21 protein-coding genes and 1 tRNA gene are annotated in these 23,402 nt (G+C 71.3%); 14 read left to right on the top strand and 8 right to left on the bottom strand.

From position 1 onward, the window contains the following. The first annotated feature begins 189 nt into the window (after positions 1 to 189). The 10 genes from ACFQE5_RS08985 (at position 190) to ACFQE5_RS08940 (ending at position 11,993) form a co-directional block, all read left to right on the top strand. Positions 190 to 1,152: an MBL fold metallo-hydrolase gene (locus ACFQE5_RS08985; RefSeq protein WP_379584373.1), complete on the top strand. Its 963-nt coding sequence runs from the start codon at positions 190 to 192 to the stop codon at positions 1,150 to 1,152. 61 nt (positions 1,153 to 1,213) lie between these two features. Next, the gene (locus tag ACFQE5_RS08980) at positions 1,214 to 2,890 is read left to right on the top strand and encodes an FAD-dependent monooxygenase (RefSeq protein WP_379584372.1); all 1,677 of its coding nucleotides are present in this window, start codon (positions 1,214 to 1,216) and stop codon (positions 2,888 to 2,890) included. After that, the gene (fahA, locus tag ACFQE5_RS08975) at positions 2,887 to 4,104 is read left to right on the top strand and encodes a fumarylacetoacetase (protein WP_379584371.1); all 1,218 of its coding nucleotides are present in this window, start codon (positions 2,887 to 2,889) and stop codon (positions 4,102 to 4,104) included. Before ACFQE5_RS08980 ends, fahA begins: the two co-directional genes overlap by 4 nt. 227 nt (positions 4,105 to 4,331) lie before the next feature. Beyond that, positions 4,332 to 4,823 carry a transcriptional regulator NrdR gene (gene nrdR, locus ACFQE5_RS08970; RefSeq protein WP_379584370.1) on the top strand — a complete coding sequence of 164 codons (492 nt, stop codon included), beginning with the start codon at positions 4,332 to 4,334 and terminating at the stop codon, positions 4,821 to 4,823. Positions 4,824 to 4,927: 104 nt separating this feature from the next. Then, complete coding sequence (locus tag ACFQE5_RS08965) at positions 4,928 to 7,792, top strand: vitamin B12-dependent ribonucleotide reductase (protein WP_379584369.1); 2,865 nt, start codon at positions 4,928 to 4,930, stop codon at positions 7,790 to 7,792. A 133-nt stretch (positions 7,793 to 7,925) separates the two neighbouring features. Beyond that, complete coding sequence (locus ACFQE5_RS08960) at positions 7,926 to 8,384, top strand: NUDIX hydrolase (RefSeq protein ID WP_379584368.1); 459 nt, start codon at positions 7,926 to 7,928, stop codon at positions 8,382 to 8,384. A gap of 36 nt (positions 8,385 to 8,420) precedes the next feature. Further along, a complete protein-coding gene (locus tag ACFQE5_RS08955; RefSeq protein WP_379584367.1) occupies positions 8,421 to 9,395 on the top strand; it encodes a pirin family protein in 975 nt (324 codons plus the stop codon). Between the two features lie 44 nt (positions 9,396 to 9,439). Beyond that, a complete protein-coding gene (locus ACFQE5_RS08950) occupies positions 9,440 to 10,120 on the top strand; it encodes a transglutaminase-like domain-containing protein (protein ID WP_379584366.1) in 681 nt (226 codons plus the stop codon). A 46-nt stretch (positions 10,121 to 10,166) separates the two neighbouring features. Beyond that, the gene (locus ACFQE5_RS08945) at positions 10,167 to 11,225 is read left to right on the top strand and encodes an MBL fold metallo-hydrolase (RefSeq protein ID WP_379584365.1); all 1,059 of its coding nucleotides are present in this window, start codon (positions 10,167 to 10,169) and stop codon (positions 11,223 to 11,225) included. Between the two features lie 279 nt (positions 11,226 to 11,504). After that, the gene (locus ACFQE5_RS08940) at positions 11,505 to 11,993 is read left to right on the top strand and encodes a DUF3145 domain-containing protein (RefSeq protein WP_379584364.1); all 489 of its coding nucleotides are present in this window, start codon (positions 11,505 to 11,507) and stop codon (positions 11,991 to 11,993) included. A 71-nt stretch (positions 11,994 to 12,064) separates the two neighbouring features. On the opposite strand, the gene ACFQE5_RS08935 is transcribed toward ACFQE5_RS08940, so the two are convergent. From ACFQE5_RS08935 to aceE, 7 genes are all read right to left on the bottom strand, one after another. Then, positions 12,065 to 13,294: a beta-ketoacyl-[acyl-carrier-protein] synthase family protein gene (locus ACFQE5_RS08935; protein WP_379584363.1), complete on the bottom strand. Its 1,230-nt coding sequence runs from the start codon at positions 13,292 to 13,294 to the stop codon at positions 12,065 to 12,067. A 31-nt stretch (positions 13,295 to 13,325) separates the two neighbouring features. Continuing rightward, complete coding sequence (locus ACFQE5_RS08930; protein ID WP_379584362.1) at positions 13,326 to 13,568, bottom strand: acyl carrier protein; 243 nt, start codon at positions 13,566 to 13,568, stop codon at positions 13,326 to 13,328. 38 nt (positions 13,569 to 13,606) lie between these two features. Beyond that, entirely contained in the window at positions 13,607 to 14,596 is a 990-nt protein-coding gene (locus ACFQE5_RS08925) for a beta-ketoacyl-ACP synthase III (protein WP_379584361.1), read from the bottom strand. Then, on the bottom strand, positions 14,593 to 15,525 hold the full coding sequence (locus ACFQE5_RS08920) for an ACP S-malonyltransferase (protein WP_379584360.1): 933 nt from the start codon (positions 15,523 to 15,525) through the stop codon (positions 14,593 to 14,595). Before ACFQE5_RS08920 ends, ACFQE5_RS08925 begins: the two co-directional genes overlap by 4 nt. A gap of 152 nt (positions 15,526 to 15,677) precedes the next feature. Continuing rightward, positions 15,678 to 16,925, bottom strand: a complete 1,248-nt coding sequence (locus ACFQE5_RS08915; protein WP_379584359.1) for a PucR family transcriptional regulator — start codon at positions 16,923 to 16,925, stop codon at positions 15,678 to 15,680. A gap of 163 nt (positions 16,926 to 17,088) precedes the next feature. Further along, entirely contained in the window at positions 17,089 to 17,295 is a 207-nt protein-coding gene (locus ACFQE5_RS08910; RefSeq protein WP_028931121.1) for a cold-shock protein, read from the bottom strand. A 192-nt stretch (positions 17,296 to 17,487) separates the two neighbouring features. Beyond that, entirely contained in the window at positions 17,488 to 20,256 is a 2,769-nt protein-coding gene (gene aceE / locus ACFQE5_RS08905; protein WP_379584358.1) for a pyruvate dehydrogenase (acetyl-transferring), homodimeric type, read from the bottom strand. Positions 20,257 to 20,442: 186 nt separating this feature from the next. On the opposite strand from aceE, the gene ACFQE5_RS08900 reads away from it, so the two are divergent. The 4 genes from ACFQE5_RS08900 to ACFQE5_RS08885 all read left to right on the top strand — a co-directional run bounded on the left by ACFQE5_RS08900 (position 20,443) and on the right by ACFQE5_RS08885 (position 22,644). Beyond that, the gene (locus ACFQE5_RS08900; RefSeq protein ID WP_379584357.1) at positions 20,443 to 20,877 is read left to right on the top strand and encodes a DUF3052 domain-containing protein; all 435 of its coding nucleotides are present in this window, start codon (positions 20,443 to 20,445) and stop codon (positions 20,875 to 20,877) included. Between the two features lie 80 nt (positions 20,878 to 20,957). Then, positions 20,958 to 21,416, top strand: a complete 459-nt coding sequence (locus tag ACFQE5_RS08895) for a peroxiredoxin (protein WP_379584356.1) — start codon at positions 20,958 to 20,960, stop codon at positions 21,414 to 21,416. A 42-nt stretch (positions 21,417 to 21,458) separates the two neighbouring features. Beyond that, a tRNA-Val gene (locus ACFQE5_RS08890) sits at positions 21,459 to 21,530 on the top strand. Between the two features lie 103 nt (positions 21,531 to 21,633). After that, a complete protein-coding gene (locus ACFQE5_RS08885) occupies positions 21,634 to 22,644 on the top strand; it encodes an aldehyde dehydrogenase family protein (RefSeq protein ID WP_379584423.1) in 1,011 nt (336 codons plus the stop codon). A gap of 61 nt (positions 22,645 to 22,705) precedes the next feature. Here the strand turns inward: ACFQE5_RS08885 and ACFQE5_RS08880 are convergent, their stop codons facing one another. After that, entirely contained in the window at positions 22,706 to 23,233 is a 528-nt protein-coding gene (locus ACFQE5_RS08880; RefSeq protein ID WP_379584355.1) for an IS5 family transposase, read from the bottom strand. Positions 23,234 to 23,402: the final 169 nt, after the last annotated feature.

Here is a 23,402-nt window from a genome sequence, read left to right as displayed (position 1 = left end):
CCGGTCGGCATCCGTTGACCGGCTCGCCGAGGCCGATCGCCCAGCTCAACCGCCCCTGTGAGTGCGTAACAGTGTTAGAACACTGTTACGCACTCACAGGGGCGGGTGAGCTGCGGGGTTCCCCTCGGGCGGCCACTGTCGTAGGCTTCCGACCAAGGTAGTCAAAGTTTTGATTGCTAGGGGGCCGGCGTGGGACCGAAGCCGTTCGCATCGTCACAGGACCTGGCGGTCAAGGAGCAGACCCTCGAGGTGCTCGCCGAGGGCGTCTACGCCCTGACCGCGGAGGGCGACCCGAACGTCGGCGCGATCGAGGGAGAGGACTTCCTGGTCTGCTTCGAGGCCATGGCGACGCCCGCCGCGGCGGCGAAATGGCTCGCCCGGCTGCGCGAGCACACCGACAAGCCGGTGCGCTACCTGGTGCTCTCGCACTACCACGCGGTGCGCGTGCTCGGTGCGTCGGCATTCCAGGCGGACGTGATCGTCGCGCAGGAGAAGACCCGGGAGCTGGTCGCCGAGCGCGGTCGGCAGGACTGGGACTCGGAGTTCGAGCGGATGCCGCGGCTGTTCGACACGCCGGAGTCGATCCCCGGCCTCACCTGGCCGACCCTCACCTTCACCGACCGGCTGACGATCGACCTCGGGGGCGACCGCGGCGATCTCGTGTTGCAGTACTGCGGCCGCGGGCACACCGAGGGTGACCTCGTTGCCTGGCTGCCGCGCCCGCAGATCCTCTTCGCCGGCGACCTCGTCGAATCCGCCGCGGCCCTCTACACCGGCGACGCCTTCCACCGGGACTGGTCGCGGGGCACCCTGGACCGGGTGGCGGCGTTCGGGGCGCAGACGCTGGTGGGCGGCCGCGGCGCGGTGGCGCGGGGCCGTGAGCAGGTCGACGCCGCGATCGGCCAGACCCGGCACTTCCTCGAGGTCATGATCGACGAGGTGCAGGCCGTGCAGCGGCGCGGTGGCACCGTCCGCGAGGCGTTCGCGGCCTGCCACGCCGCGCTGCACCCCCGGTACGGGCGTTGGCCGATCTTCGAGCACACGCTGCCCTTCGACGTGTCCCGGCTGTGGGACGAGCTGTCGGGTGTCGAGCGCCCCGCCATCTGGACGGCCGAACGCGACCGCGAGGTCTGGGCGCGGCTGCAGGGCTGAGCGAAGCGGACACGCAGCACCCAGCGCCCGAGCCGGCCCTCGCGACGACGGGAGTTCCACGATGATCCGTGGATCGATCACCTGGTCCGCCGACCCGGTGGTGGTGGTCGGTGCGGGCCCGGTCGGCCAGACCGCCGCGCTGCTGCTGGCCCGGTGGGGCGTCCCGTCGGTGGTCCTCGACCGGCGCAGCGGCCGCGACCCGATCGGGTCGAAGGCGATCTGCCAGCAGCGTGATGTCCTGGACATCTGGGAGGCCGTGGGCGCCGGGGCGCAGATCGCCGCCGAGGGCGTCACCTGGACCACCGCACGAACCTTCCACCGCGACCGCGAGCTGTTCAGCTACACCTTCGTCGACGCGGGCCGCTCGGCCTTCCCGCCGTTCGTCAACATCTCCCAGGCGCGCACCGAGCAGGTGCTCGACGCGCGGATCGCCGACGAGCCGCTGGTCGCGCTGCGGTGGGCGCACCGGGTCGTCGGCCTCACGCCGGACACCAGCGGGGTCACCGTCCACTGTGACACCCCGGCCGGACCCACGACGCTGCGGACGCCGTACCTGCTTCTGTGCGCCGGCGCGCGCTGCGACGAGCTGCGCCGGCTGCTCGGCGTGTCCTTCGACGGCCAGTCCTTCGACGACCGGTTCCTCATCTGCGATATCCGCACCCACCTGCCGGGCTGGGCCACCGAGCGACGGTTCTACTTCGACCCGGTGTGGAACCCCGGCCGCCAGGTGCTCATCCACCCCTGCCCGGACTCGACGTTCCGCATCGACTGGCAGGTGCCCCCCGACTACGACCTGGCCCGCGAGGAGGCGTCGGGGGCGCTGGACCGGCGGATCCGCGCGATCATCGGTGATCGCGACTACGAGATCGTGTGGAAATCGGTCTACCGCTTCCAGTCCCGCCGGGTGAACCGGATGCGCGTCGGGCGGACGCTCCTGGCGGGCGACGCCGCGCATCTGGTCGCCCCGTTCGGCGCGCGGGGACTCAACTCCGGGGTGGCCGACGCCGAGAACGCCGCCTGGAAGATCGCCTATGTCGGTCACGGCTGGGCTCCCGAGGACCTGCTGGAGACCTACCACGCCGAGCGGCACGCCGCCGCCGGTGAGAACCTCGAGGTGACCACGGCGACGATGGACTTCCTGGTGCCCCCCGACGCGGTGCGGGCGCGACGACGCGCCGAGGTGCTGGCCGGGGCGGGCGCCGATCCCGCGATCCGCGCCCAGGTCGACTCGGGACGGTTGGCCGAACCGTTCTGGTACGTTGAGTCCCCGCTGACCACCCCCGACCCGTCCCGGCCGTTCCCGGGTCGCCCGCCCCGCGGCGCGGCACCACCCGCCGGGCCCGGCGTCCTGGTCCCCGATGCGCCGATCACGACGTCCGAGGATGAACACGGCCGGTTCCGGGCGGTGGCCCGCGACGGGTTCCTGCTCCTGCTGGCCCCGGACGCCGACCCGGCCGTCGCGCGGGGCCCCGCCGCGTCCGTCCCCGGACCGGCCCGGGTCATCGCCCTGGCCGACATCGACCCGGCCGGTGAGCTCTCGGCGGCGCTGCGGATGCGGCCGGGGGAGGTATGGGTGATCCGGCCCGACGCGCACGTCGCCGCCACCCTGTCCGCACCCACGGCCGCCGCGGTCGCGGCCGCGCTCGACCGTGCGCTCGGCCACCCGGCCACCATGGGGGAAGATCGGGCGCAGCGCTCCCGACCCACCCCCGGACCACTGCTGGAGACGCCCTCATGACCTGGCTGGACCTGCCCGCCGACACCGGTTTCGGACTGGAGAACCTGCCCTACGGGGTGTTCAGCCCGGCCGACGGACGTCGTCGGGTCGGGGTCGCGATCGGTGAGTGGGTGCTCGACGCCGGTGCCGTGGCCGCGGCGACCGGCGCGCCGTTCGCGCACCTGCTCGCCGGCCCGGTGCTCAACCCGCTGCTGGCGGCGGGCAGACCGGCCTGGCAGCAGGTGCGGCGCGCCCTCGTCGAATGGCTCACCGAGCCCGCCTTCGCGGATCTGGTGCGCCCGCATCTGCAGCCGCGCACCGGCGTGAGGCTGCATCTGCCGATCGACGTCGGCGACTACGTCGACTTCTATGCCAGCGAACACCACGCCACCAACGTCGGCCGGATCTTCCGGCCGGACTCGGATCCGTTGACGCCCAACTGGAAGCATCTGCCCATCGGCTACCACGGCCGGGCCGGTTCGGTGGTCGTGTCCGGAACCCCGATCGTGCGGCCCACCGGGCAGCGCAAGGGGCCAGCCGATCCGGCGCCGGTGTTCGGTCCGTCGGTGCGGTTGGACATCGAGGCGGAGGTCGGATTCGTCATCGGGGCCGGCAGCGCGCTCGGGACCTCGATCCCGGTGACCGACTTCGCCGACCATGTGTTCGGGGTGTTCCTGCTCAACGACTGGTCCGCCCGCGACATCCAGGCCTGGGAGTACGTGCCGCTCGGCCCGTTCCTGGGTAAGTCGTTCGCCACCTCGGTCTCGCCCTGGATCGTCCCGCTGGACGCCCTGCACGCAGCTCGGGTCGCCCCGCCCGCGCGCGTCCCGCAGCCGCTGCCGTATCTGCGGGACGCCGAGGACTGGGGGCTCGACCTGGCGATCGAGGTGCGGCTCAACGGGCACCGGCTGGCCTGCCTGCCGTTCGCGACCATGTACTGGACGCCCGCGCAGATGCTCGCGCACCTGACGGTGAACGGGGCGCCGACCCGGCCCGGGGACATCTACGCCTCGGGCACCGTCAGCGGCCCCGAGCGCGACCAGCGCGGTTCGCTGCTGGAGCTGTCCTGGGGTGGCACCCAGCCGCTCACGCTGCCCGACGGTGCCACCCGCACGTTCCTCGAGGACGGCGACGAGGTGACGATCTGCGCGACCGCGCCGGGCCCCGGTGCGTCCCGGATCGGGTTCGGTGAGGTCAGCGGCACGATCCTGCCGGCCGAGCGGCGCGCATCCTGAGCAGCCGCCCGCGTTCCGGACCGCACCTGAGCGGCCCAGGCACCGCTGAGTGAGGCGTGCGCTGCTCGGGTGGACGTGCGCCGTCGGACGCGGGCGGGACAGGGTGTCATGGATCTTCGCGCCGGGGCGGCGTGGCGGGATGCCAAACCCCATATCTTGTGGTTACATATGCGTTGTTCGCCCACAGGTTGGGGTTCGCACGGGTAACGGGGGAGGGGATCGTCGCCATGCGCTGCCCGTTCTGCCGACATCCCGACTGCCGTGTCATCGACTCTCGCGAGGTCGACGACGGCAAGGCCACGCGGCGCCGCCGGTCCTGTGCGGGCTGTGGCAGGAGGTTCACCACCGTCGAGGAGGCGGTGCTGACGGTGGTGAAACGCAGCGGCGTGACCGAGCCGTTCAGCCGCGAGAAGGTGGTGCGCGGCGTCCGGCGGGCCTGTCAGGGGCGCCCGGTCGGCGAGGACGCTCTGCAGCAGCTCGCGCACCGGGTCGAGGAGACGGTACGGGCCAGCGGGTCCGCCGAGATCCCGAGCCACGAGGTCGGACTGGCCATCCTGGGGCCGTTGAAGGAGCTCGACGAAGTCGCGTACCTGCGTTTCGCGAGTGTGTATCGGTCGTTCTCCTCCATCGAGGACTTCGAGAAGGAGATCGCCGACCTGCGAGGCCGGTTGCCGGGGAAGCAGCCGAGCCGGCGGGTCGGGTCGTGCGGGAGTGAGTGACGCACGACACAGCACGAGGGGCCGACGCCGACCCCGACCGGACGTCGCCGCCCCCGGGAGCGGCGACGTGTCAGCAGCATGTTCGGACGCAAAAGAGGGAGAGCATGACGGAGACCGTCGGGGCCGAATCGGCTTCGGGTAACGCAGCTTCGGACGCGGCGAAGGGCCGGGCGGCGAAGCCGGCCGCCAAGGGCGAGGATCGGCGCAAGCGGTCCACCGGCCTGACCATCGAGCGCGTCCACACCACCCCCGGCGTGCACCCCTACGACGAGGTGACCTGGGAGCGCCGCGACGTCGTCATGACCAACTGGCGCGACGGCACGGTCAATTTCGAACAGCGCGGCGTCGAGTTCCCGGACTTCTGGTCGATCAACGCCACCAACATCGTCGCCAGCAAGTACTTCCGCGGCGCGGTGGGCAGTCCGCAGCGCGAGTCGAGCCTGCGTCAGCTGATCGACCGGGTCGTCGACGCCTACCACCGCGCGGGCGTGGAGCACGGCTACTTCGCCACCGGACAGGACGCCGAGGTCTTCGCCCACGAGCTCACCTGGATGCTGCTGCACCAGGTGTTCAGCTTCAACTCGCCGGTGTGGTTCAACGTGGGAACGCTGAGCCCGCAACAGGTCTCGGCGTGCTTCATTCTTTCGGTGGACGACACGATGGAGTCGATCCTGAACTGGTACCGCGAGGAGGGGCTGATCTTCAAGGGCGGTTCCGGCGCCGGGCTCAACCTCTCGCGGATCCGCTCGTCGAGGGAGTTGCTGTCCTCCGGCGGCGCCGCCTCCGGGCCGGTGTCGTTCATGCGCGGCGCCGACGCCAGCGCCGGAACCATCAAGTCGGGCGGCGCCACCCGGCGCGCGGCCAAGATGGTCGTCCTCGACGTGGACCATCCCGACATCGAGGAGTTCGTCCTGACCAAGGCCAAGGAGGAGGCCAAGATCCGGGTGCTGCGCGACGCCGGGTTCGACATGGACCTCGGCGGCACGGACATCACCTCGGTGCAATATCAGAACGCGAACAACTCGGTCCGGGTCACCGACGATTTCATGCGCGCTGTCGAGGGGGACACCGAGTTCGGGCTTCGGGCCAGGCTGACGGGCGAGGTCATCGAGCGGGTGAATGCTCGCACGTTGTTCCACGATATCGCCCAGGCCGCCTGGGAATGCGCCGATCCCGGTATCCAGTACGACGACACGATCAACGACTGGCACACCTGCCCGGAATCGGGTCGGATCACGGCGTCCAATCCCTGTTCCGAGTACATGCACCTGGACAATTCCAGCTGCAACCTGGCGTCGCTGAACCTGCTCAAGTTCCTCGGCGCTGACGGCACGTTCGACGCGCAACGGTTCGCGAAGGCGGTCGAGCTGGTCATCACCGCGATGGACATCTCGATCTGCTTCGCCGACTTCCCGACCGAGCCGATCGCCAAGACCACCCGCAAGTTCCGTCAGCTGGGCATCGGTTACGCCAATCTCGGGGCGCTGCTGATGGCCACCGGACACGCCTACGACTCCGAGGGCGGTCGCTCGCTCGCCGCGGCGATCACCTCGCTGATGACGGGCGCGGCGTACAAGCGCTCGGCCGAACTGGCCGGGGTGGTCGGGCCCTATGCGGGGTACACCCGAAACGCCGAGGCGCATCAGCGGGTCATGCGCAAGCACGCCGCCGCGAACGACGACTACCGCACCCTGCCGGCCAGCGCCCCGATTCAGAAACTCGCCGCGCTGACCTGGAAGGACTGCCTGGAGATCGGCGAGCGCAACGGCTGGCGCAACGCGCAGGCCTCGGTGCTGGCGCCGACCGGAACCATCGGACTGATGATGGACTGCGACACGACCGGTATCGAGCCGGACCTGGCGCTGGTCAAGTTCAAGAAGCTGGTCGGCGGCGGTTCGATGCAGATCGTCAACCAGACCGTTCCGCGTGCGCTGGCCGCGCTCGGCTACCAGCCCGAGCAGGCCGAGGCGATCGTCGAGTACGTCGCCGAGCACGGTCATGTGATCGATGCCCCGGGCCTGCGGCCCGAGCACTACGAGGTGTTCGACTGCGCGATGGGCGAGCGCTCCATCGCCGCCATGGGGCACGTCCGGATGATGGCGGCGGTGCAGCCGTTCCTCTCCGGGGCCATCTCGAAGACGGTCAACATGCCGGAGTCGGCCACCGTCGAGGACGTCGAGAAGATCTACCTCGAGGGCTGGCGGCTCGGCCTCAAGGCGCTGGCGATCTACCGCGACAACTGCAAGGTCGGCCAGCCGCTGTCGGCCGGCAAGAAGGCCCGCACGGACGGGAAGGAGGAGGCCACCGGGCCCGCCGAGGTGCGCCCGGTCAGGCGGCGGTTGCCCAAGAAACGCCCGAGCGAGACCGTGTCGTTCACCGTCGGCGGCGCCGAGGGCTACCTGACCGCGGGTTCCTACCCGGACAACGGCCTCGGCGAGATCTTCGTCAAGCTCGGCAAGCAGGGCTCGACCCTGTCCGGGGTGATGGACGCCTTCTCCATGTCGATCTCGGTCGGGCTGCAGTACGGCATTCCGCTGGAGTTCTATGTCTCGAAGTTCTCGAACCTGCGCTTCGAGCCGGCCGGGATGACCGACGACCCGGACATCCGGATCGCGACGAGTGTGCTCGACTACCTGTTCCGCAGGCTCGCGCTCGACCACCTGCCGTACGAGAAGCGCGCCGAGCTGGGCATCTTCTCCGCGGAGGAACGCGCCGCGCAGGTCGTCGACACCGACACCGAGGTCGATCTCGAAGGCCTGCGCACCGGGGTCGACTCCAGTGGCTCGCCGCGGCCGTCGGTGTCGGCGAAACCGGTGTCGACCGAGGTCGGCAGCTCCACCGAACTGCTGGAGCTGCGGCTGGGCAAGGCGGCCGACGCGCCGCTGTGCCTGACCTGCGGCACGAAGATGCGCCCGGCCGGGTCGTGCTACCTGTGCGAGGGCTGTGGCGCGACCAGCGGTTGCAGCTGAGCCGAGCCGCGGCGGAAACCCGCGCCACGCCCAGGGCGGCGCCTTCGGTTCCGAGAGCGCACGCAACCACTCCCGTCCGGGGGGCCCGGCCCCGACGCCGAGCCTCCCGGACGGGGCCCTACTGTCACCAGCCGTGACCGCGCGTTTCCGGCTCGTCCCCGCTGCCTACGTCGTGCTGCGCCGGGACGATGAGATCCTGCTCCAGCTGCGCCAGGGCACCGGTTTCATGGACGGGCATTGGGCCACCGCGGCGGCGGGGCACGTCGAGACCGACGAGTCGGTGCTCGATGCCGCCTGCCGGGAGGCGGCCGAGGAGCTGGGCATCACCGTCGCGGCCGAGGACCTGGTCCCGCTCACGGCGATGCATCGCACGCGGCGCACCGGCAGGCCGATCGACGAGCGAGTCGACTTCTTCTTCGAGTGCCGGCGCTGGAGCGGGGAGCCGCGTCTGGTGGAGCCGGACAAGGCCGCCGCGCTGCGCTGGTTCCCGCTCGACGCGCTGCCCGATCCGGTGGTGCCGCACGAGCGATCGGTGTTCGAGCGGCTCGGCCGGGGCGGGCTGCCCGCGGTGGTCACCTTCGGCTTCGCCTGATGGTCACGCCCCCGGCCACGACGTAGGGTCGCAGGGGTGAGCAACACGGCCACCGATCCCGCCGTCGAGGTGTGCGTCGGTGCGGCCACCGCAGGCCCGGCCCGCGACGTGCTGCCGGCCAGATCGGTCATGCTGGGGCAGAGCACCCGGGTGCGGCGCCTGCTGCCGAGCCTGCGCCGCCGGATGGTGGGCGCGTGGTGCTTCGTCGACCACTACGGCCCCGACGACATCGCCACCGAACCGGGCATGCAGGTCCCACCGCATCCCCACACCGGGCTGCAGACCGTCAGCTGGCTGCTGGAGGGACGGGTTCACCACCGGGACAGCCTCGGCAGCGACCAGCTCGTCCGGCCCGGTGAGCTCGGCCTGATGACGGCGGGGGCGGGCATCGCGCACGCCGAGCAGTCGCCCGACCCGCACGGGCCGCGGTTGCACGGCGCCCAGCTGTGGATCGCGCTCCCGGACGCCGAGCGGGCGATCGCCCCTCGCTTCGAGTACCACGCCGATCTGCCCGTACTCACCGAGCGGGGGCTGCGGGCCACCGTGCTCCTCGGCGAGTGCGCCGGTGCGGTCTCGCCGGGACGGGTGCACAGCCCGCTGGTCGGGATCGACGTCGAGCTCACCGCGGGCGCCGACGTCCGCCTCCCGCTCGAACCCGACTTCGAGCACGCCGCGCTCACCGTGTCCGGCGTGGTCGATCTCGACGGCGAGCTCGCGCCCGGGGCGCTGTGCTACCTCGGCTGCGCGCGCTCGCAGCTGCGGCTGCGCGCCGCCACCGACAGCAGGCTGCTGCTGCTCGGCGGGGTGCCCTTCGACGAACAGATCGTGATGTGGTGGAACTTCATCTGCCGGACCGGCGAGGAGGTCGCCCAGGCGCGGACGGCCTGGCAGGCCGAGCTGGCCGGCGGCGGTGAGCCGCGGTTCGGGACCGTCCCCGGTTACGACGGCCCGGCGCTGGCGGCTCCGCAGCTCCCGCCGACCCCGCTGCTGCCCCGGGGGCGGACCCGATAGCGCACCGCCGTGGTCGGCGGGTGACCGGATCGAGGAGGGTGATCGTGACATCGCATCGGGTCGGCGGCGACTACACCGCCCCCGGGTACTTCGTCGACTCCGCCTCGCCGCAGGTCCGCGCGTTCGCCGCGCGGGTCGTCGGCGAGCAGACCGACCCGCTGACCCGGGCCGTGCTGTTGTTCGAGGCCGTCCGCGACGAGATCTGGTACGACCCGTTCGGCCTCACGACCGATCCGGCGGCTTACCGGGCCAGCGCCGTCGCGACCTCGCCGAGCAACTGGTGCGTGCCCAAGGCGGTGCTGCTCACCGCTGCCGCGCGGGCCGTCGGGATCCCCGCGCGGCTGGGCTTCGCCGACGTACGCAATCACCTCAACACGCCGCGGCTGCGGCAGCGGATGGGCGGGGTCGACCTGTTCGTCTTCCACGGCTACACCGACCTGTTCCTGGAGGGCCGCTGGGTCAAGGCGACCCCGGCCTTCAACAGCGAGCTGTGCACGCGGTTCGGGGTCGCCCCGATCGCGTTCGACGGCCGTGGCGACGCTCTCATGCACGAGTACACCGGCGACGGGCAGCAGTACATGGAGTACGTACACGACCGCGGCACCTACGCCGATCTGCCGCTGGAGGAGATCTTCGCGACCTTCCGTGAGCACTACGGGGAGGCGATGTTCGCCGGTCGGACCGATGAGGGCACCGACGCCTTCACCGCGCCGCCCGAGCATTGAGCACACTCCGGCGACGGGTCTGCGGTAGCCGATCTAGGGTGCGAGGATGGCCCCCTTGCGCGTGACCGACGACGACCCCGACGGCGACTGGACGGCCCCCGGCGTGTATCGCTGCGCGCCGCAGGTGTTCCGGATCCCGCTGCCGCTGCCGAACGACGGCCTGCGTGCGGTCAACGTCTACGCCATCGCCGACGGCAGCGGCTGGACGCTCATCGACTCGGGGTGGGCGATCGCGGCGGCGCGCGAGCGGCTCGCGGCCGGGCTGGCCGCGCTGGGGGCCGGGCTCGGCGACGTCCACCGCTTCCTGGTCACCCACGTGCATCGGGACCACTACACGCAGGCCGCGGCGCTGCGCCGGGAGTTCGGGATGAAGGTCCTGCTCGGCCGCGGCGAGCAACAGGCGTTCGAGGAGATCAACCGGCCGGGGCGACGGCAGGGTGGCAGCGTGCACATCGAGCGGTTGCGTCGGGCAGGAGCTCCCCAGCTCGCCGACGAGGTCGCAGCGTATCCGCTGACCCCGGCGGACCTGTCCCACTGGGCGGCGCCGGACGAGTGGATCGAGAACCGGGCGGTGATCGCGATCGGGGCCGATGCGTCGCTGCGCGAGCTCGTCGCGATCGAGACCCCCGGCCACACCCGGGGGCACCTCGTGTTCGCCGACCCGGCCGGTGATCTGTTGTTCGCCGGTGACCATGTGCTGCCGTCGATCACGCCGTCGATCGGCTTCGAACCGGTGCCGCCGGCGAGTCCGTTGGCGGACTTCCTGGTGTCGCTGCAGCTGATGCGCGATCGGCCGGACGCGGCGCTGCTGCCGGCGCACGGGCGGGTGGGGCGGCGGGTGCACGAGCGGGTCGACGAGCTGCTCGCGCACCATGAGCGGCGCCTCGACACCACCATGAAGGCGGTCGCGGAGGGGCGGACCACCGCGGCGGAGGTCGCGGCCTCGCTGACCTGGACCCGGCGCGAGCGGGCGCTCGCTGAGCTGGACACGTTCAATGCCATGCTCGCGGTCCTGGAGACCAGCGCCCACCTGGACGTGTTGGTCGAGCGGGGTGTCGTCTCCTGCGAGACGACCGACGGGGTTGTCCGATACTACTGTTTGTAACGATTTGAATACGGACTGTGGCGGTGGTGTCGGTCGCCGGACATCGGCGCAGGTACCGCCCCGGGCGGCCGTGGCGGCGGCGGCGCGACACACCCGCGACACGCCCAGGCGAGCATTCGGGGCTGGCCGAGTGCCGCCGGATCAGGCAGAGTGATCACCGCATCGACATCGCTACCCGTCACTCCGGGCCGGGGGACCCGGACATACAGCGCAGCTTCGGTGGCCGACGCGTTGCGAGGACGTAGGGGAAGACGTTCCTCGTCTTGAAGCGGAGGTCCTGTGAGCACACGCGGCGTGGTCTTCGTCCACTCGTCGCCGACTGCGGTGTGCCCGCATGTCGAGTGGGCGATCTCAGGCGTGCTGGGAAGTCGGGTTGCGCTCCAATGGACGCCGCAACCGGCGGCCCCCGGTCAGTTGCGCGCCGAGTGCACCTGGATGGCTCCGGCCGGCAGCGGTGGCGCGCTCGCGGGCGCGTTACGCGCCTGGCCGATGCTGCGCTTCGAGGTCACCGAGGAGCCCAGCCACGGTGTCGACGGGGAGCGCTTCTGCTACGTCCCCGGCCTCGGCCTGTGGAGCGGGCGAACCAGCGCCAACGGCGACATCGTGGTGGGGGAGGACCAGCTGCGGGCGCTGGTGAGCGGGGTGCCGCCGAGCCAGCTGCCGACGCGCGTGCAGGAGCTGCTGGGCTCGCCGTGGGACGCGGCCCTGGAGCCGTTCCGGCTGGCCGGTGACGGTGCGCCGGTGACCTGGCTGCACCAGGTCGGATAAGCGCCCGGTCGGAGCCCCGGCGCCGACGCGGATACGGAGGCCGGCAGCGGCGTCCGTATCCGCGCAGGCGATCACGGGCGGGTGAACACGAGCGACGCGTTGTGCCCGCCGAAGCCGAACGAGTTGTTCATCGCGGCGGTCAACTCGACCTTGCGAGGTTCACCCGCGACGACGTCAAGGGTGACGCCGGGGTCGAGTTCGTCGAGGTTCAGCGTCGCCGGAATGACACCGTCGCGGACCGAGAGCATCGTGATGAGCCCCTCGACCGCACCGGCGGCCCCGACCAGGTGCCCGAGCGCCGACTTCGGCGCGGTGAGCACCGGGTGCTCGCCCAGAGCCTTGCGCACCGCCACGCTCTCGCCCACGTCACCGACGACGGTGGCGGTCGCGTGGCAGTTGACGTGCCCGATGTCCGATGGCTGCAGGCCGGCGCTGCGCACGGCCGCGGTCATGGCCCGGGTCTGCCCCGTGCCCTCCGGGTCGGGCCCGGTGATGTGGTAGGCGTCGGAGGTGAGCCCGATGCCGGCCAGCCTGCCGTGCACGGTGGCTCCGCGCGCGGCGGCGAAGTCGGCCCGCTCCAGCACCATGACCCCGGAACCCTCACCGAGCACGAAACCGTCGCGGCCGACATCGAAGGGCCGGGAGGCCCGCTCCGGTTCGTCGTTGCGCTGGCTCAGCGTGCGGGCCTGCACGAAGCCGGCCACGGTGATCCCGGTGATGCACGCCTCCGCGCCGCCGGCCACGACCACGTCGACCTCGCCTGCGCGCAGCAGCCGCCACGCCCACGCCAGCGCCTCGGCGCCGGACGCGCACGCCGACGCCGGCGCGTGTGCCCCGCCGCGGGCGCCGATCTCGAGGCTGACCAGTGCGGCCGGGCCGTTCGGCATCAGCATCGGGACGGTCAGCGGCGAGACCTTGCGCAGGCCGTCCTTCTCCAGCAGGTCGTCCTGCGCCAGCAGGGTGACCGCGCCGCCGATACCGGTGCCGATGACGACGGCGAGCCGTTCGGGCTCCACCTCCGGCGACCCGGCGTGCGCCCACGCCTCGCGGGCGGCGACGACCGCGACCTGCTCGCAGCGGTCCATCCGCCTGGCCTGCACCCGCGGCAGGACCTCCGTCGGCTCCACGGCGAGCTGCGCGGAGATCTTCACCGGCAGGTCGTACGTGTCGACCCAGTCGGCCTGGGTCAACCCCACTCCGGACTTACCCGCCAGGAGCGCGTCCCAGGTCGATGCGGCGTCCCCACCGAGCGGGGTCGTCGCGCCGTACCCGGTGACGACGACGTCCGCGGCTGTGCTCATGGCGTCACCTCGAGCAGCGACCGGAATCGGGTCACTTGTTCTTCGCGATGTAGCTCACCGCGTCGCCCACCGTCTTGAGCTCGGCGAGCTGGTCGTCGGGGATCTTCACACCGAACTTGTCCTCGGCCTGCACGGCGATCTCGACCATCGACAGCGAGTCGATGTCCAGGTCGTCGACGAACGACTTCTCGCTCGAGACGTCGGCGGCGTCGATGCCCGCAACCTCCTCGACGATCTCGGCGAGGCCGGACAGGATCTCGGCGTTGTCAGCCACTGCGTTCTCCTTCTGGATGAAAACTCGGGTCCGCCCGGCTACGGGCAGACGACGACCTGGCTCGCGTACGACAAGCCTGCGCCGAAGCCTACGAGCAGGAGGGTGTCTCCGGTGCAGACGCGCCCTTGCGCGCGCATGTGATCCAGCGCCAACGGAATCGACGCCGAGGAGGTGTTGCCGGAATGGACGATGTCGTCGGCGACCCGCATATCCTCCCGGGCGCCCTTGCTGCGCAACCGCCTGGCGATCGCATCGACGATCCGCAGGTTGGCCTGGTGCGGGATCAGCACGTCAATGTCGGCCGGGGTCAGCCCGGCCAGTTCGATGGCCCGCAGCGCCACCGGGGCGATCTTCGTGGTGGCCCAGCGGAAGACGGCCTGACCCTCCTGGAACAGCGCGTTGTTCTCCGGGCGGATCCGGATCGTCTGGCTCTGGTCGCCCGCGCTGCCCCAGGCTACCGGCCCGATCCCGATCTGCTCGTCGGGTCCGGCCGCGCCGACCACGGCCGCACCGGCTCCGTCGGCGAAGATGATGCAGGTCGAGCGGTCGTCCCAGTCCAGCCAGTCCGACAGCTTCTCCGCCCCGATCACCAGGGCGTTCCGGGCCGAGCCTGCCCGGACGAGGTCGGCGGCGGTGCCCAGGGCGTAGCTGAACCCGGCGCAGGCGGCGTTGATGTCGAACGCGCCGGGGGCGCTGATCCCGATCCGGTCGGCGGTCTGGGCCGCGGCGTTGGGGATCGGGTTGGGCATGGTGCAGGTGGCGACGATGACGGTGTCGATGTCGGCCGGAACCAGCCCGGAGTCCTTGAGCGCCCGGTCGCCGGCCTCGACGGCCAGATCGACGAGGGTGGTGTCCGCGTCGGCGATCCGACGCTCGGCGATGCCGACGCGGTCGCGGATCCACTCGTCGTTGGTGTCGACGCGGCGGGCGAGATCGTGGTTGGTGACGATCGTCTCGGGCTGGCTGCTGCCGATGCCCAGGATGCGCGCGCCCGGCGCGCCCGGCGCGAGGGTCATCCGGCGGCTCATCGGGCTGCTCCGGCGTGCTCGGCGATCAGGTCGGCGGCCTTGTCGAGGTCGTCGGGGGTCTTGAGAGCGAGCGTGGCGGTGCCTTTGAGCTCGCGTTTGACCAGGCCGACCAGTGTCCCGGCCGGCGGAAGCTCGATCACGGCGGTTACCCCCATCTTCCGAAGCGTGGCCATGCACTCGTCCCAGCGAACCGGCCGGGTCACCTGGGCGACGAGCCGGTTGAGCGCGTCGTCGCCGTTGGTGACGACCGCGCCCTCGGCGTTCGAGAGTAGCGGCCGTTGCGGGTCGGCCGGCTGGATCGAGGCGGCATGGGCGCGCAGGGCCTGCTCGGCCGGGGCCATGAAGCGGGTGTGGAACGCCCCGGCGACGGCCAGCGGGATCACCCTGGCCCGTTCGGGGGGCGCGTCGGCCAGCGCCGCGAGCGCGGCGGTGGGGCCTGCCGCGACGACCTGACCCGCCCCGTTGCGGTTGGCCGGGTCGAGGCCGAGTTCGTCGAGCGTGGCGAGCACCTCGTCGGGGTTCCCGCCCAGCACCGCGCTCATGCCCGTGGGTTCGCTCGCGCAGGCGGCGGCCATCTCGCGACCGCGGACCGCGGCGAGGGCGACCGCGGCGTCGGGGGAGAGCACCCCGGCCACGGCGGCGGCCGCGAGCTCGCCCACCGAGTGGCCCGCGGTCGGGGCCGCCGTGGGCAGATCGACGCGCGCGGCGAGCCGGGCGGCGGCCAGCAGGGCGGCGGCGACCACGAGCGGCTGGGTCACCGCCGTGTCCTTGATCTCCTCGGCGTCGGCCGTGGTGCCCAGTCGCCGTAGATCGAGTCCGGTGGCCTCCGACCACGCGGCCAGTCTCGACTCGGCCTCGGGATCCTCCAACCAGGGGGTCAGCATGCCGGGGGTCTGCGAGCCCTGACCCGGCGCGAGCAACGCGATCACGTCCGCGAGCAAACACTGCCGCGAGCCCCGGCGGGGATGATGTCACGTACCAACTCCACGCTCCGCTTTTGGAGGTTTCCTCCAAATGACACGCGGCGGCACCGGGGGCTCGCCGCCTGCGCCGATGGCCGATTGTAGGGGTCCGTCGCAGCTCAGACCCTTGCGGAGGGTTCGTCGAGGCCGCCCGCGGACTGCAGACGGCCGGCGATGAGGGCGGCCCGCAGCACCAGCGAATCACGCGGATCCATGGGGAGACGGCCCGTGAGTTCACTCACGCGGCGCAGCCGGTAGCGAACGGTGTTGGGGTGGACGAACAACGCGCGGGCGCACGCCTCGAGGGCCGCGCCACCCTCGAGATAGGCCGCGAGGGTCCGCAGCAGTTCACCGCCCGCCTCGGTCAGCGGTGTCACGACGGCCTCGACCAGCCTGCGGTGGGCGGCCGGATCACCCAACATCGCCCGCTCGGGTAACAGGTCGTCGGCGGCCACCGGACGCGGTGCCTGCGGCCAGCCCGCGACGGCGCGCAGGCCCGCGAGCGCGTCCCGGGCGCTGGCGTGGGCCGCGATCAGGTCGGCGGCCACCGGTCCGACGACGATGGGTCCCGGCCCGAAGTCCTCGGCGATCCGGCTGATCGGATCGGCCTGCGTGGAGCCGCCGGGAGGTTCGGACAGCAGCACGATCAGCCGGCTGCCCTGCGCGCCGACCAGAACCGAATGTCCCATCCGGACGGCGCTGCGGCGCAGCTCCCCGAGGCGTTCGGGCGGGTTCTCGAGCGGTGGCGTGCCGACCAGCACCCGCACCGCGGTCGAGGGGTTCCAGCCCAGTGCCGAGGCCCGGGAGACGAGCTCGTCGCCGCCGTCGCCGCGCACGACGCCGTCGACGACCAGCGCCTCCAGCCGCGCGTCCCACGCACCACGGTCCTCGGCGGCGCCCGCATAGGCGGTCGCCGCGGCGAACGCGACCTCCCGGCCGAACCGCAGCACGGCCTCCGACAGCACCTGGAGCTCGCAGTCGTCCGCGGCGAACGGCGGCACCCGCTGCTCCAACACGTCCGTGGCGATCCGGACGAGCTCGACGGTCTGGCGCAGGGTGAGCTTCTGGGCCAGACCGCGGGGAGCGATGCGGAAGGCCTCGGCGGTGAGCCTGCCCCGCCCCGTCGCGGTTGCGCCGACGGCGTGGCCCTGACCGAGCCACGCGACGAAGTTCGCGACACCGGTCTGGGTCACCAGCTGCACACCGGCACGCTGTTCCGCGGGCAACCGTGCGAACCACGACTGCCGCGTCGCCATCGCGGCCAGGCAGGCACCTGCCACCTCGCCTGCGGCCCGTTCGAGGCGGCGCAGGGTGGCGGCGCACACGGTCGTGGGCGCCGCCCGAGGCCGGATACCGGATGCGGTCACGCCGAGCAGCATGTCACGCCCGACAGGGCGCCGAACAGAAACGGACACTCGCCCGGACGCCGAGCGCTGTCCGGCTGAACGGTCCACACGACAGGACCCCCCGGGCGGCAGCATCGGCTGCCGCCCGGGTCCGATCGATCAGTGCGCGCAGTGCGCGCGACGCTCAGCCGAGGGGCGTCACCTTCGTGGCCTGCGGGCCCTTCTGGCCCTGCTCGATGTCGAACGAGACGCGCTGGCCCTCATCGAGGCTCTTGTATCCGTTGACCTGAATCGCGGAGTAGTGCACGAATACGTCCGCTCCGCCACCGTCGGGAGCGAGGAAGCCGTAGCCCTTCTCGCTGTTGAACCACTTGACGGTGCCCTCTGCCATTCTTGCTCTCCTCGTACCTGGTGCCAGGGCACTCGCCCCCGGCATCGCGCCGCCTGGCCGCTACGCTCCGCGCCCGGGTCGGGACACCGTTTCGCGATCAGCGACGCCGGTGTCGGCCGGAGCGTACCGTGCGAAACCGCTTCTGCCGAGTGTCATCGACATGCGGTTTCCCGAGAAATGCTGCCGCCACTCTCACGCGACGCCGGGATCGCTGGTTTGCGGCCCGGCGGCCTGGGGGTCGTCGATGGCGTACTTCGCCGCCGCTTCGGTGACGACACCGCGGTCGATCTCACCACGTGCCGCGAGCGCCCCCAGCGCACCGACGGTGATCGATTCGGCGTCGACCGCGAAATGCCGCCGCGCCGCGGGCCGGGTGTCCGAGAGCCCGAAGCCGTCGGTGCCCAGCGTCGTGAACGGCGCGGGCACCCACTGCCGGATCAGGTCCGGGACGGCCCGCATCCAGTCCGACACGGCGACGACCGGGCTGTCGCTGTCGGCGAGGGCGGTGCGGACGTAGGGCACCCGGGGCTCCTCCTCGGGGTGCACCAGGTTGTGGCGCTCGGCCTCGACCCCGTCGCGACGCAGCTCGCCCCACGAGGTCACCGACCACACCTCGGCCCCCACTCCCCACTGCTCGGCCAGCAGGTCGCGGGCCCGCAGCGCCCACGGCAGCGCGACGCCGGAGGCGAGCAGCCGGACCTGAGGGCCGTCGGCGCGGGCAGTGCCCAGGTAGCGGTAGAGCCCGCGCAGCAGCCCGTCGACGTCGAGGCCCGCGGGCTCGGCCGGCTGCACGTACGGCTCGTTGTAGACGGTCAGGTAGTACATGACGTCCTCGGGCTGCTCGCCGACCATCCGGCGCAGCCCGTCGCGCACGATGTGCGCCACCTCGAAGGAGAACCCCGGGTCGTAGGCGACGACCGCCGGGTTGGTGCTGGCCAGCAGCAGCGAGTGGCCGTCGTTGTGCTGCAGGCCCTCCCCGGTCAGCGTCGTCCGTCCCGCGGTGGCGCCGACGAGGAAGCCGCGCGTCATCTGGTCGCCCGCGGCCCACAGCGAGTCGCCGGTGCGCTGGAACCCGAACATCGAGTAGAAGACGTAGACCGGGATCATCGGCTGGTCGTGGGTCGCGTAGGAGGTTCCCACCGCGATGAACGAGCCGACCGAACCCGCCTCGTTGATTCCCTCGTGCAGCAGCTGACCCTGCTCGCTCTCGCGGTAGGCGAGCAGCAGCGAGGCGTCCACGGACGTGTACTGCTGTCCGTGCGGGTTGTAGATCTTCTGCGTCGGGAACATCGAGTCGATGCCGAACGTGCGGGCCTCGTCCGGGATGATCGGCACGATCCGGGCCCCGATCTCCGGGTCCTTGACCAGCTCGCGCAGCAACCGGACGAACGCCATCGTGGTGGCGACCTCCTGCTTGCCCGAACCCCGGCGGATGGTCTCGTAGGCCCGGTCGCCGGGCAGCACCAGCGGCCTGGACGAGGTCCGCCGCGACGGCACCGGTCCACCGAGCATGCGGCGCCGCTCCAACATGTACTGCAGCGCCGGATCCTCCTCGCCGGGGTGGAAGTAGGGCGGAAGGTACGGGTCGTGCTCGAGCTCGGCGTCGGAGATCGGGATGCGCAGCTCGTCGCGGAACTGCTTGAGATCGGCCAGCGAGAGCTTCTTCATCTGGTGGGTGGCGTTGCGCCCGGCGAACGAGCTCAGGCCGTAGCCCTTGATCGTCTTGGCCAGGATGACCGTCGGCTGGCCGTGGTGCTCCATGGCCGCGGCGTAGGCGGCATAGACCTTGCGGTAGTCGTGGCCGCCGCGCTTGAGTCCCCAGATCTGATCGTCGGTCATCGGCTCGACGAGCGCCTTGGTACGCGGGTCGCGACCGAAGAAGTGCTCGCGGACGAATGCCCCGTCGTTGGCCTTGTAGGTCTGGTAGTCGCCGTCGGGGGTGAGGTTCATCAGGTTGACCAGAGCGCCGTCGCGGTCGGCGGCGAGCAGCGCGTCCCACTCCCGGCCCCAGATGACCTTGATGACGTTCCAGCCGGCTCCCCGGAAGAACGCCTCCAGCTCCTGGATGATCTTGCCGTTGCCCCGGACCGGGCCGTCGAGACGCTGCAGGTTGCAGTTGACGACGAAGGTGAGGTTGTCCAGCGCGTCGGTGGCGGCGACGTGGATCAGCCCGCGCGACTCCGGCTCGTCCATCTCGCCGTCGCCGAGGAAGGCCCAGACGTGCTGCTGAGAGGTGTCACAGATGCCGCGGTCGCGCAGGTACCGGTTGACCCGGGCCTGCATGATCGCGTTCATCGGGCCCAACCCCATCGAGACGGTGGGGAACTCCCAGAAGTCGGGCATCAACCGAGGGTGCGGGTAGGAGGGCAGGCCGTGGCCCGGGCCGCCGTGGGACAGCTCCTGGCGGAAGCCGTCGAGCCGGTCGGTGGACAGCCTGCCTTCGAGGAAGGCCCTGGCATAGATCCCGGGGGAGGCGTGGCCCTGGATGAAGACCTGGTCCCCACCACCCGGGTGATCCTTGCCGCGGAAGAAGTGGTTGAACCCGACCTCGTAGAGGGTCGCGGACGACGCGTAGCTCGAGATGTGCCCGCCGACGCCGATGCCGGGCCGCTGGGCGCGGTGCACCATCATCGCGGCGTTCCACCGGATCCAGCGCCGGTAGGCGCGTTCGGTTTCCTCGTCCCCGGGGAACCACGGCTCGCGCTCGGTCGGGATCGTGTTCACATAGTCGGTGCTGGTCAGCGACGGTACCCCGACATGGCGCTCGCGGGCCCGCTGCAGCATGCGAAGCATGAGATAGCGGGCGCGCTGCTGCCCTGCCGCGTCAAGGACTGCGTCGAAGGAGTCGAGCCATTCCGCGGTCTCCTCCGGATCGATGTCGGGCAGGTGTGCGGCGAGGCCGTCCCGGATGACGTGGACGCGGCGGGGTGTCGCGCCGGGGCTGCTGGTGGTGCCGGTCAAGGGATCTCCCTGTAAGGCTCGAGCTCTGCTCTGGTTGTCATGCTGGGTGTACCTCTATCGTGCCCCTCGCCGTGTGATCGCGGAACGGCGGTTGCGCGGGGCCGTGCTGACGTGTTCGGATGCCGCATCCAAGCACGGAGCCGGGCGCGGTCCGGACCGGAGAACAGAGCGAAATGGGGTACACGCGTGGTCGCCGCGGGAGATGCCGGACGATCGTCCGACATCGCGGGCAAGCTCGGCATCGAGCCGGGCATGGTCGTCCAGGAACTCGGTTGGGACTCCGACGTCGACGAGGCGGTGCGCGACGCCGTCGAGGAACGCTGCGGCGATGAGCTGCTCGACGAGGACGCCGTTGACGTCATCGATGTGGTGTTGTTGTGGTTCCGGGAGGGCGACGGCGATCTCGTCGATGCCCTCGTCGATGCCCGAGGTCCGCTCGCCGAGAACGGGGTCGTATGGGTCTTGACACCCAAGACCGGGCGGCGGGGTCATCTGGAACCCAGCGAGATCGCCGAGGCCGCACCGACGGCCGGGCTCTCGCAGACCTCGAACATCAGCGTGAGCGACGACTGGGCGGGCGCCCGGCTCGTCGCACCGAAGTCGGGCAAGGCCAGACGGTGAGCGTGGCCTAGGCTCAACTGGCACCACACCGCCCGCCGCCATGGGGGCGGGTAGTCCGCACGCCGAGGGGAGACCCGTACATGGCGCCTGAGGTGGGAACCGAGGCTCCCGACTTCACGCTGAGGGACCAGAACAACCAGGAGGTCACCCTCTCGTCGTTCCGCCGCCGCACGGCCGTTCTCGTGGTGTTCTATCCGTTCGCGTTCTCCGGCATCTGCACCGGCGAGCTGTCGGCGGTCCGCGACGATCTGTCGAGCTTCCAGAACGACGATGTTCAGGTCGTGGGGATCTCGGTCGACCATCCCTTCACCCTGAAGGCGTGGTCCCAGGCGCAGGACTACGATTTCCCCCTGCTGGCCGACTTCTGGCCGCACGGCGCGGTGGCCGAGCGTTACGGGGTCTTCGACTCCGCCCACGGCTTCGCGCTACGCGGCACCTTCCTGGTGGACAAGGAGGGCACGGTGCGGTTCGCGGAGGTCAACGGCCGCGGCGAACCGCGCGACCAGGGCGTCTGGAAGAAGGCCCTGGCCACGCTGTAGGTCAACGGCATGCCCGGCCCGTTCACGGGCGCGGGGCACGCGGGGCGCGTAGCTCAGCGGGAGAGCACTCGGCTTACACCCGAGCGGTCGCAGGTTCGATCCCTGCCGCGCCCACCGGCTTGACCAGCATGTTCCCGTCTGTCGTGGATCGTGGTTGGTGTTCCTGACACGAGACGTGAGATGGCAGGACTCGCGAGGACGCCCGCGGTGAGGTCCGCTGTGCCGCCGAGTTCTTCCGCTGGTCTTCCGAGGAGGCGGGGCGCCTCGGAGGGGAGCTGCGGATGACCGTGCACCGGCCGGTGGGGTGACCCTGATGCTGACGCCGTGGAACTTCCCGGCCGCGATGATCACCCGAAAGTTGGCACCGGCACTCGCGGCCGGTTGCACGGCGCTGGTCGAGCCCGCGGAGGACAGCCCGTTGACCGCGCTCCACCTGGCGGCCCTGATGAGCCGTGCCGGCCTGCCCGAGGGCGTGGTGTCCGTGCTCACCACCGATCGGCCCGCCGAGCTGGTCGAGGTCGCACTGCACGACTCCCGGGTGCGGAAGGTGGCGTTCACCGGGTCGACCCAGATGGGTCTGTACCTGCTTCGGCAGACGGCGGAGCGGATCGTCAACACGTCGCTCGAGCTTGGCGGCAATGCCCCATTCATCGTCCTCGACGATGCCGACCTCGACGACGCCGTCGAGGGAGCCCTCGTCGCGAAGATGCGCAACGACGGGCAGGCGTGCACGGCCGCCAACCGCTTCCTCGTCCAGGAGTCCGTGGCATCAGACTTCGCCGCGCGGCTGAGCGCGCGGATGGCCGCGCTCCGGATGGGCCCTGGCGCCAGCGACAGTACCGAACTGGGACCGTTGGTGAACGGCCGCCGCCGCGACGAGATCGCGGCGAATGTCAGCGCGGCCGTCGAGCAGGGCGCCGCCGTGCAGCTGGGTGGTGAGGTCCCCGAGTGCCCGGGCTTCTTCTATCCGGCGACCGTCCTCACCGACGTACCCCGAGACTCGACGCTCGGCGCCCAGGAGATCTTCGGGCCGGTTGCCTCGATCATTCCCGTCGAACACGACGACGACGCCGTTGCGGTCGCCAACGACAGCGAACTCGGGCTCGCGGCCTATGTCTCCAGCGGCGACCTCGCCTGCGGCCTCGCGGTTGGCGAGCGGCTGGAGGTCGGGATGATGGGGCTGAATCGAGGGCTGGTGTCGGACCCCGCGGCACCGTTCGGGGGGTGAAGCAGTCCGGCCTCGGCCGCGAGGGAGGCTTCGAAGGGATCCACGAGTACCTCGAACTGGGCTATATCGCCGTGGACTGGTGAGGAGCCTGTCGAGTTCGCATCCGCTGGACTGGCCGGCCCGCTACGCCGATGCGCGCGGGGCTGCCGGCCTGCGCTGCGGTAGTTGCCAACCGGCTGGTCGGGAACTTGCATGGCTGCTGAAGAGTCGAATCCTCCTGGGGGAGTTCGGCGGGCGGGCGGTGCCGGGCACCGGCGGCGTGTTGATGGGCGCGCACCAGGGCCCCGTCGACCGCGACGGTCCAGTCCGGGCCCTCGGTGTGGTCGGCGTTGCGGCGCAGCTCGTCGAGGACACGTTCCCATGTTCCGTCCGCCGACCAGCGCCGATGCCGGTTGTAGATGGTCTTCCAGGAGCCGTAGCTCTTGGGCAGGTCCCGCCACGGCGCGCCGCAGCGGGTCCGCCAGAACACCGCGTTGAGCACCGTCCGGTGATCGGCCCACCGCCCGCCCCGCCGCGAGGTCGTGTCCGGCAACAACGGCTCCACACGCGCCCACTCGGCGTCGGTCAGATCGTGACGATCCAGCACCACACTTGCCTACCGCACCCGTCACCCAAGATCTACGGGACACGTGCTGGTGCTGGTACTACCCGCAATGAATCGCCCTGGCTCGCGGAGAGGCTCCTGATCTAGCAAGGAGACTGGAGCTGTGGGAGCACCTCGGAAGTTCGATGAGGAGACCCGTGCCCGCGCGGTCCGC

The organism is Pseudonocardia hispaniensis, from assembly GCF_042658695.1.
Classification (GTDB): domain Bacteria; phylum Actinomycetota; class Actinomycetes; order Mycobacteriales; family Pseudonocardiaceae; genus Pseudonocardia; species Pseudonocardia hispaniensis.
The sequence above is the reverse complement of the archived record's forward strand: the minus strand, read 5'-3'. Positions and strand labels throughout refer to the sequence as shown.

Coding starts and splice junctions, on each gene's coding strand:
- fahA (WP_379584371.1), top strand. CDS start 2,887: ATGACCTGGCTGGACCTGCCCGCCGACACCGGTTTCGGACTGGAGAAC.
- ACFQE5_RS08945 (WP_379584365.1), top strand. CDS start 10,167: ATGGCCCCCTTGCGCGTGACCGACGACGACCCCGACGGCGACTGGACG.
- ACFQE5_RS08895 (WP_379584356.1), top strand. CDS start 20,958: ATGGCGCCTGAGGTGGGAACCGAGGCTCCCGACTTCACGCTGAGGGAC.
- ACFQE5_RS08965 (WP_379584369.1), top strand. CDS start 4,928: ATGACGGAGACCGTCGGGGCCGAATCGGCTTCGGGTAACGCAGCTTCG.
- ACFQE5_RS08980 (WP_379584372.1), top strand. CDS start 1,214: ATGATCCGTGGATCGATCACCTGGTCCGCCGACCCGGTGGTGGTGGTC.
- ACFQE5_RS08925 (WP_379584361.1), bottom strand. CDS start 14,596: ATGAGCCGCCGGATGACCCTCGCGCCGGGCGCGCCGGGCGCGCGCATC.
- nrdR (WP_379584370.1), top strand. CDS start 4,332: ATGCGCTGCCCGTTCTGCCGACATCCCGACTGCCGTGTCATCGACTCT.
- ACFQE5_RS08910 (WP_028931121.1), bottom strand. CDS start 17,295: ATGGCAGAGGGCACCGTCAAGTGGTTCAACAGCGAGAAGGGCTACGGC.
- ACFQE5_RS08935 (WP_379584363.1), bottom strand. CDS start 13,294: ATGAGCACAGCCGCGGACGTCGTCGTCACCGGGTACGGCGCGACGACC.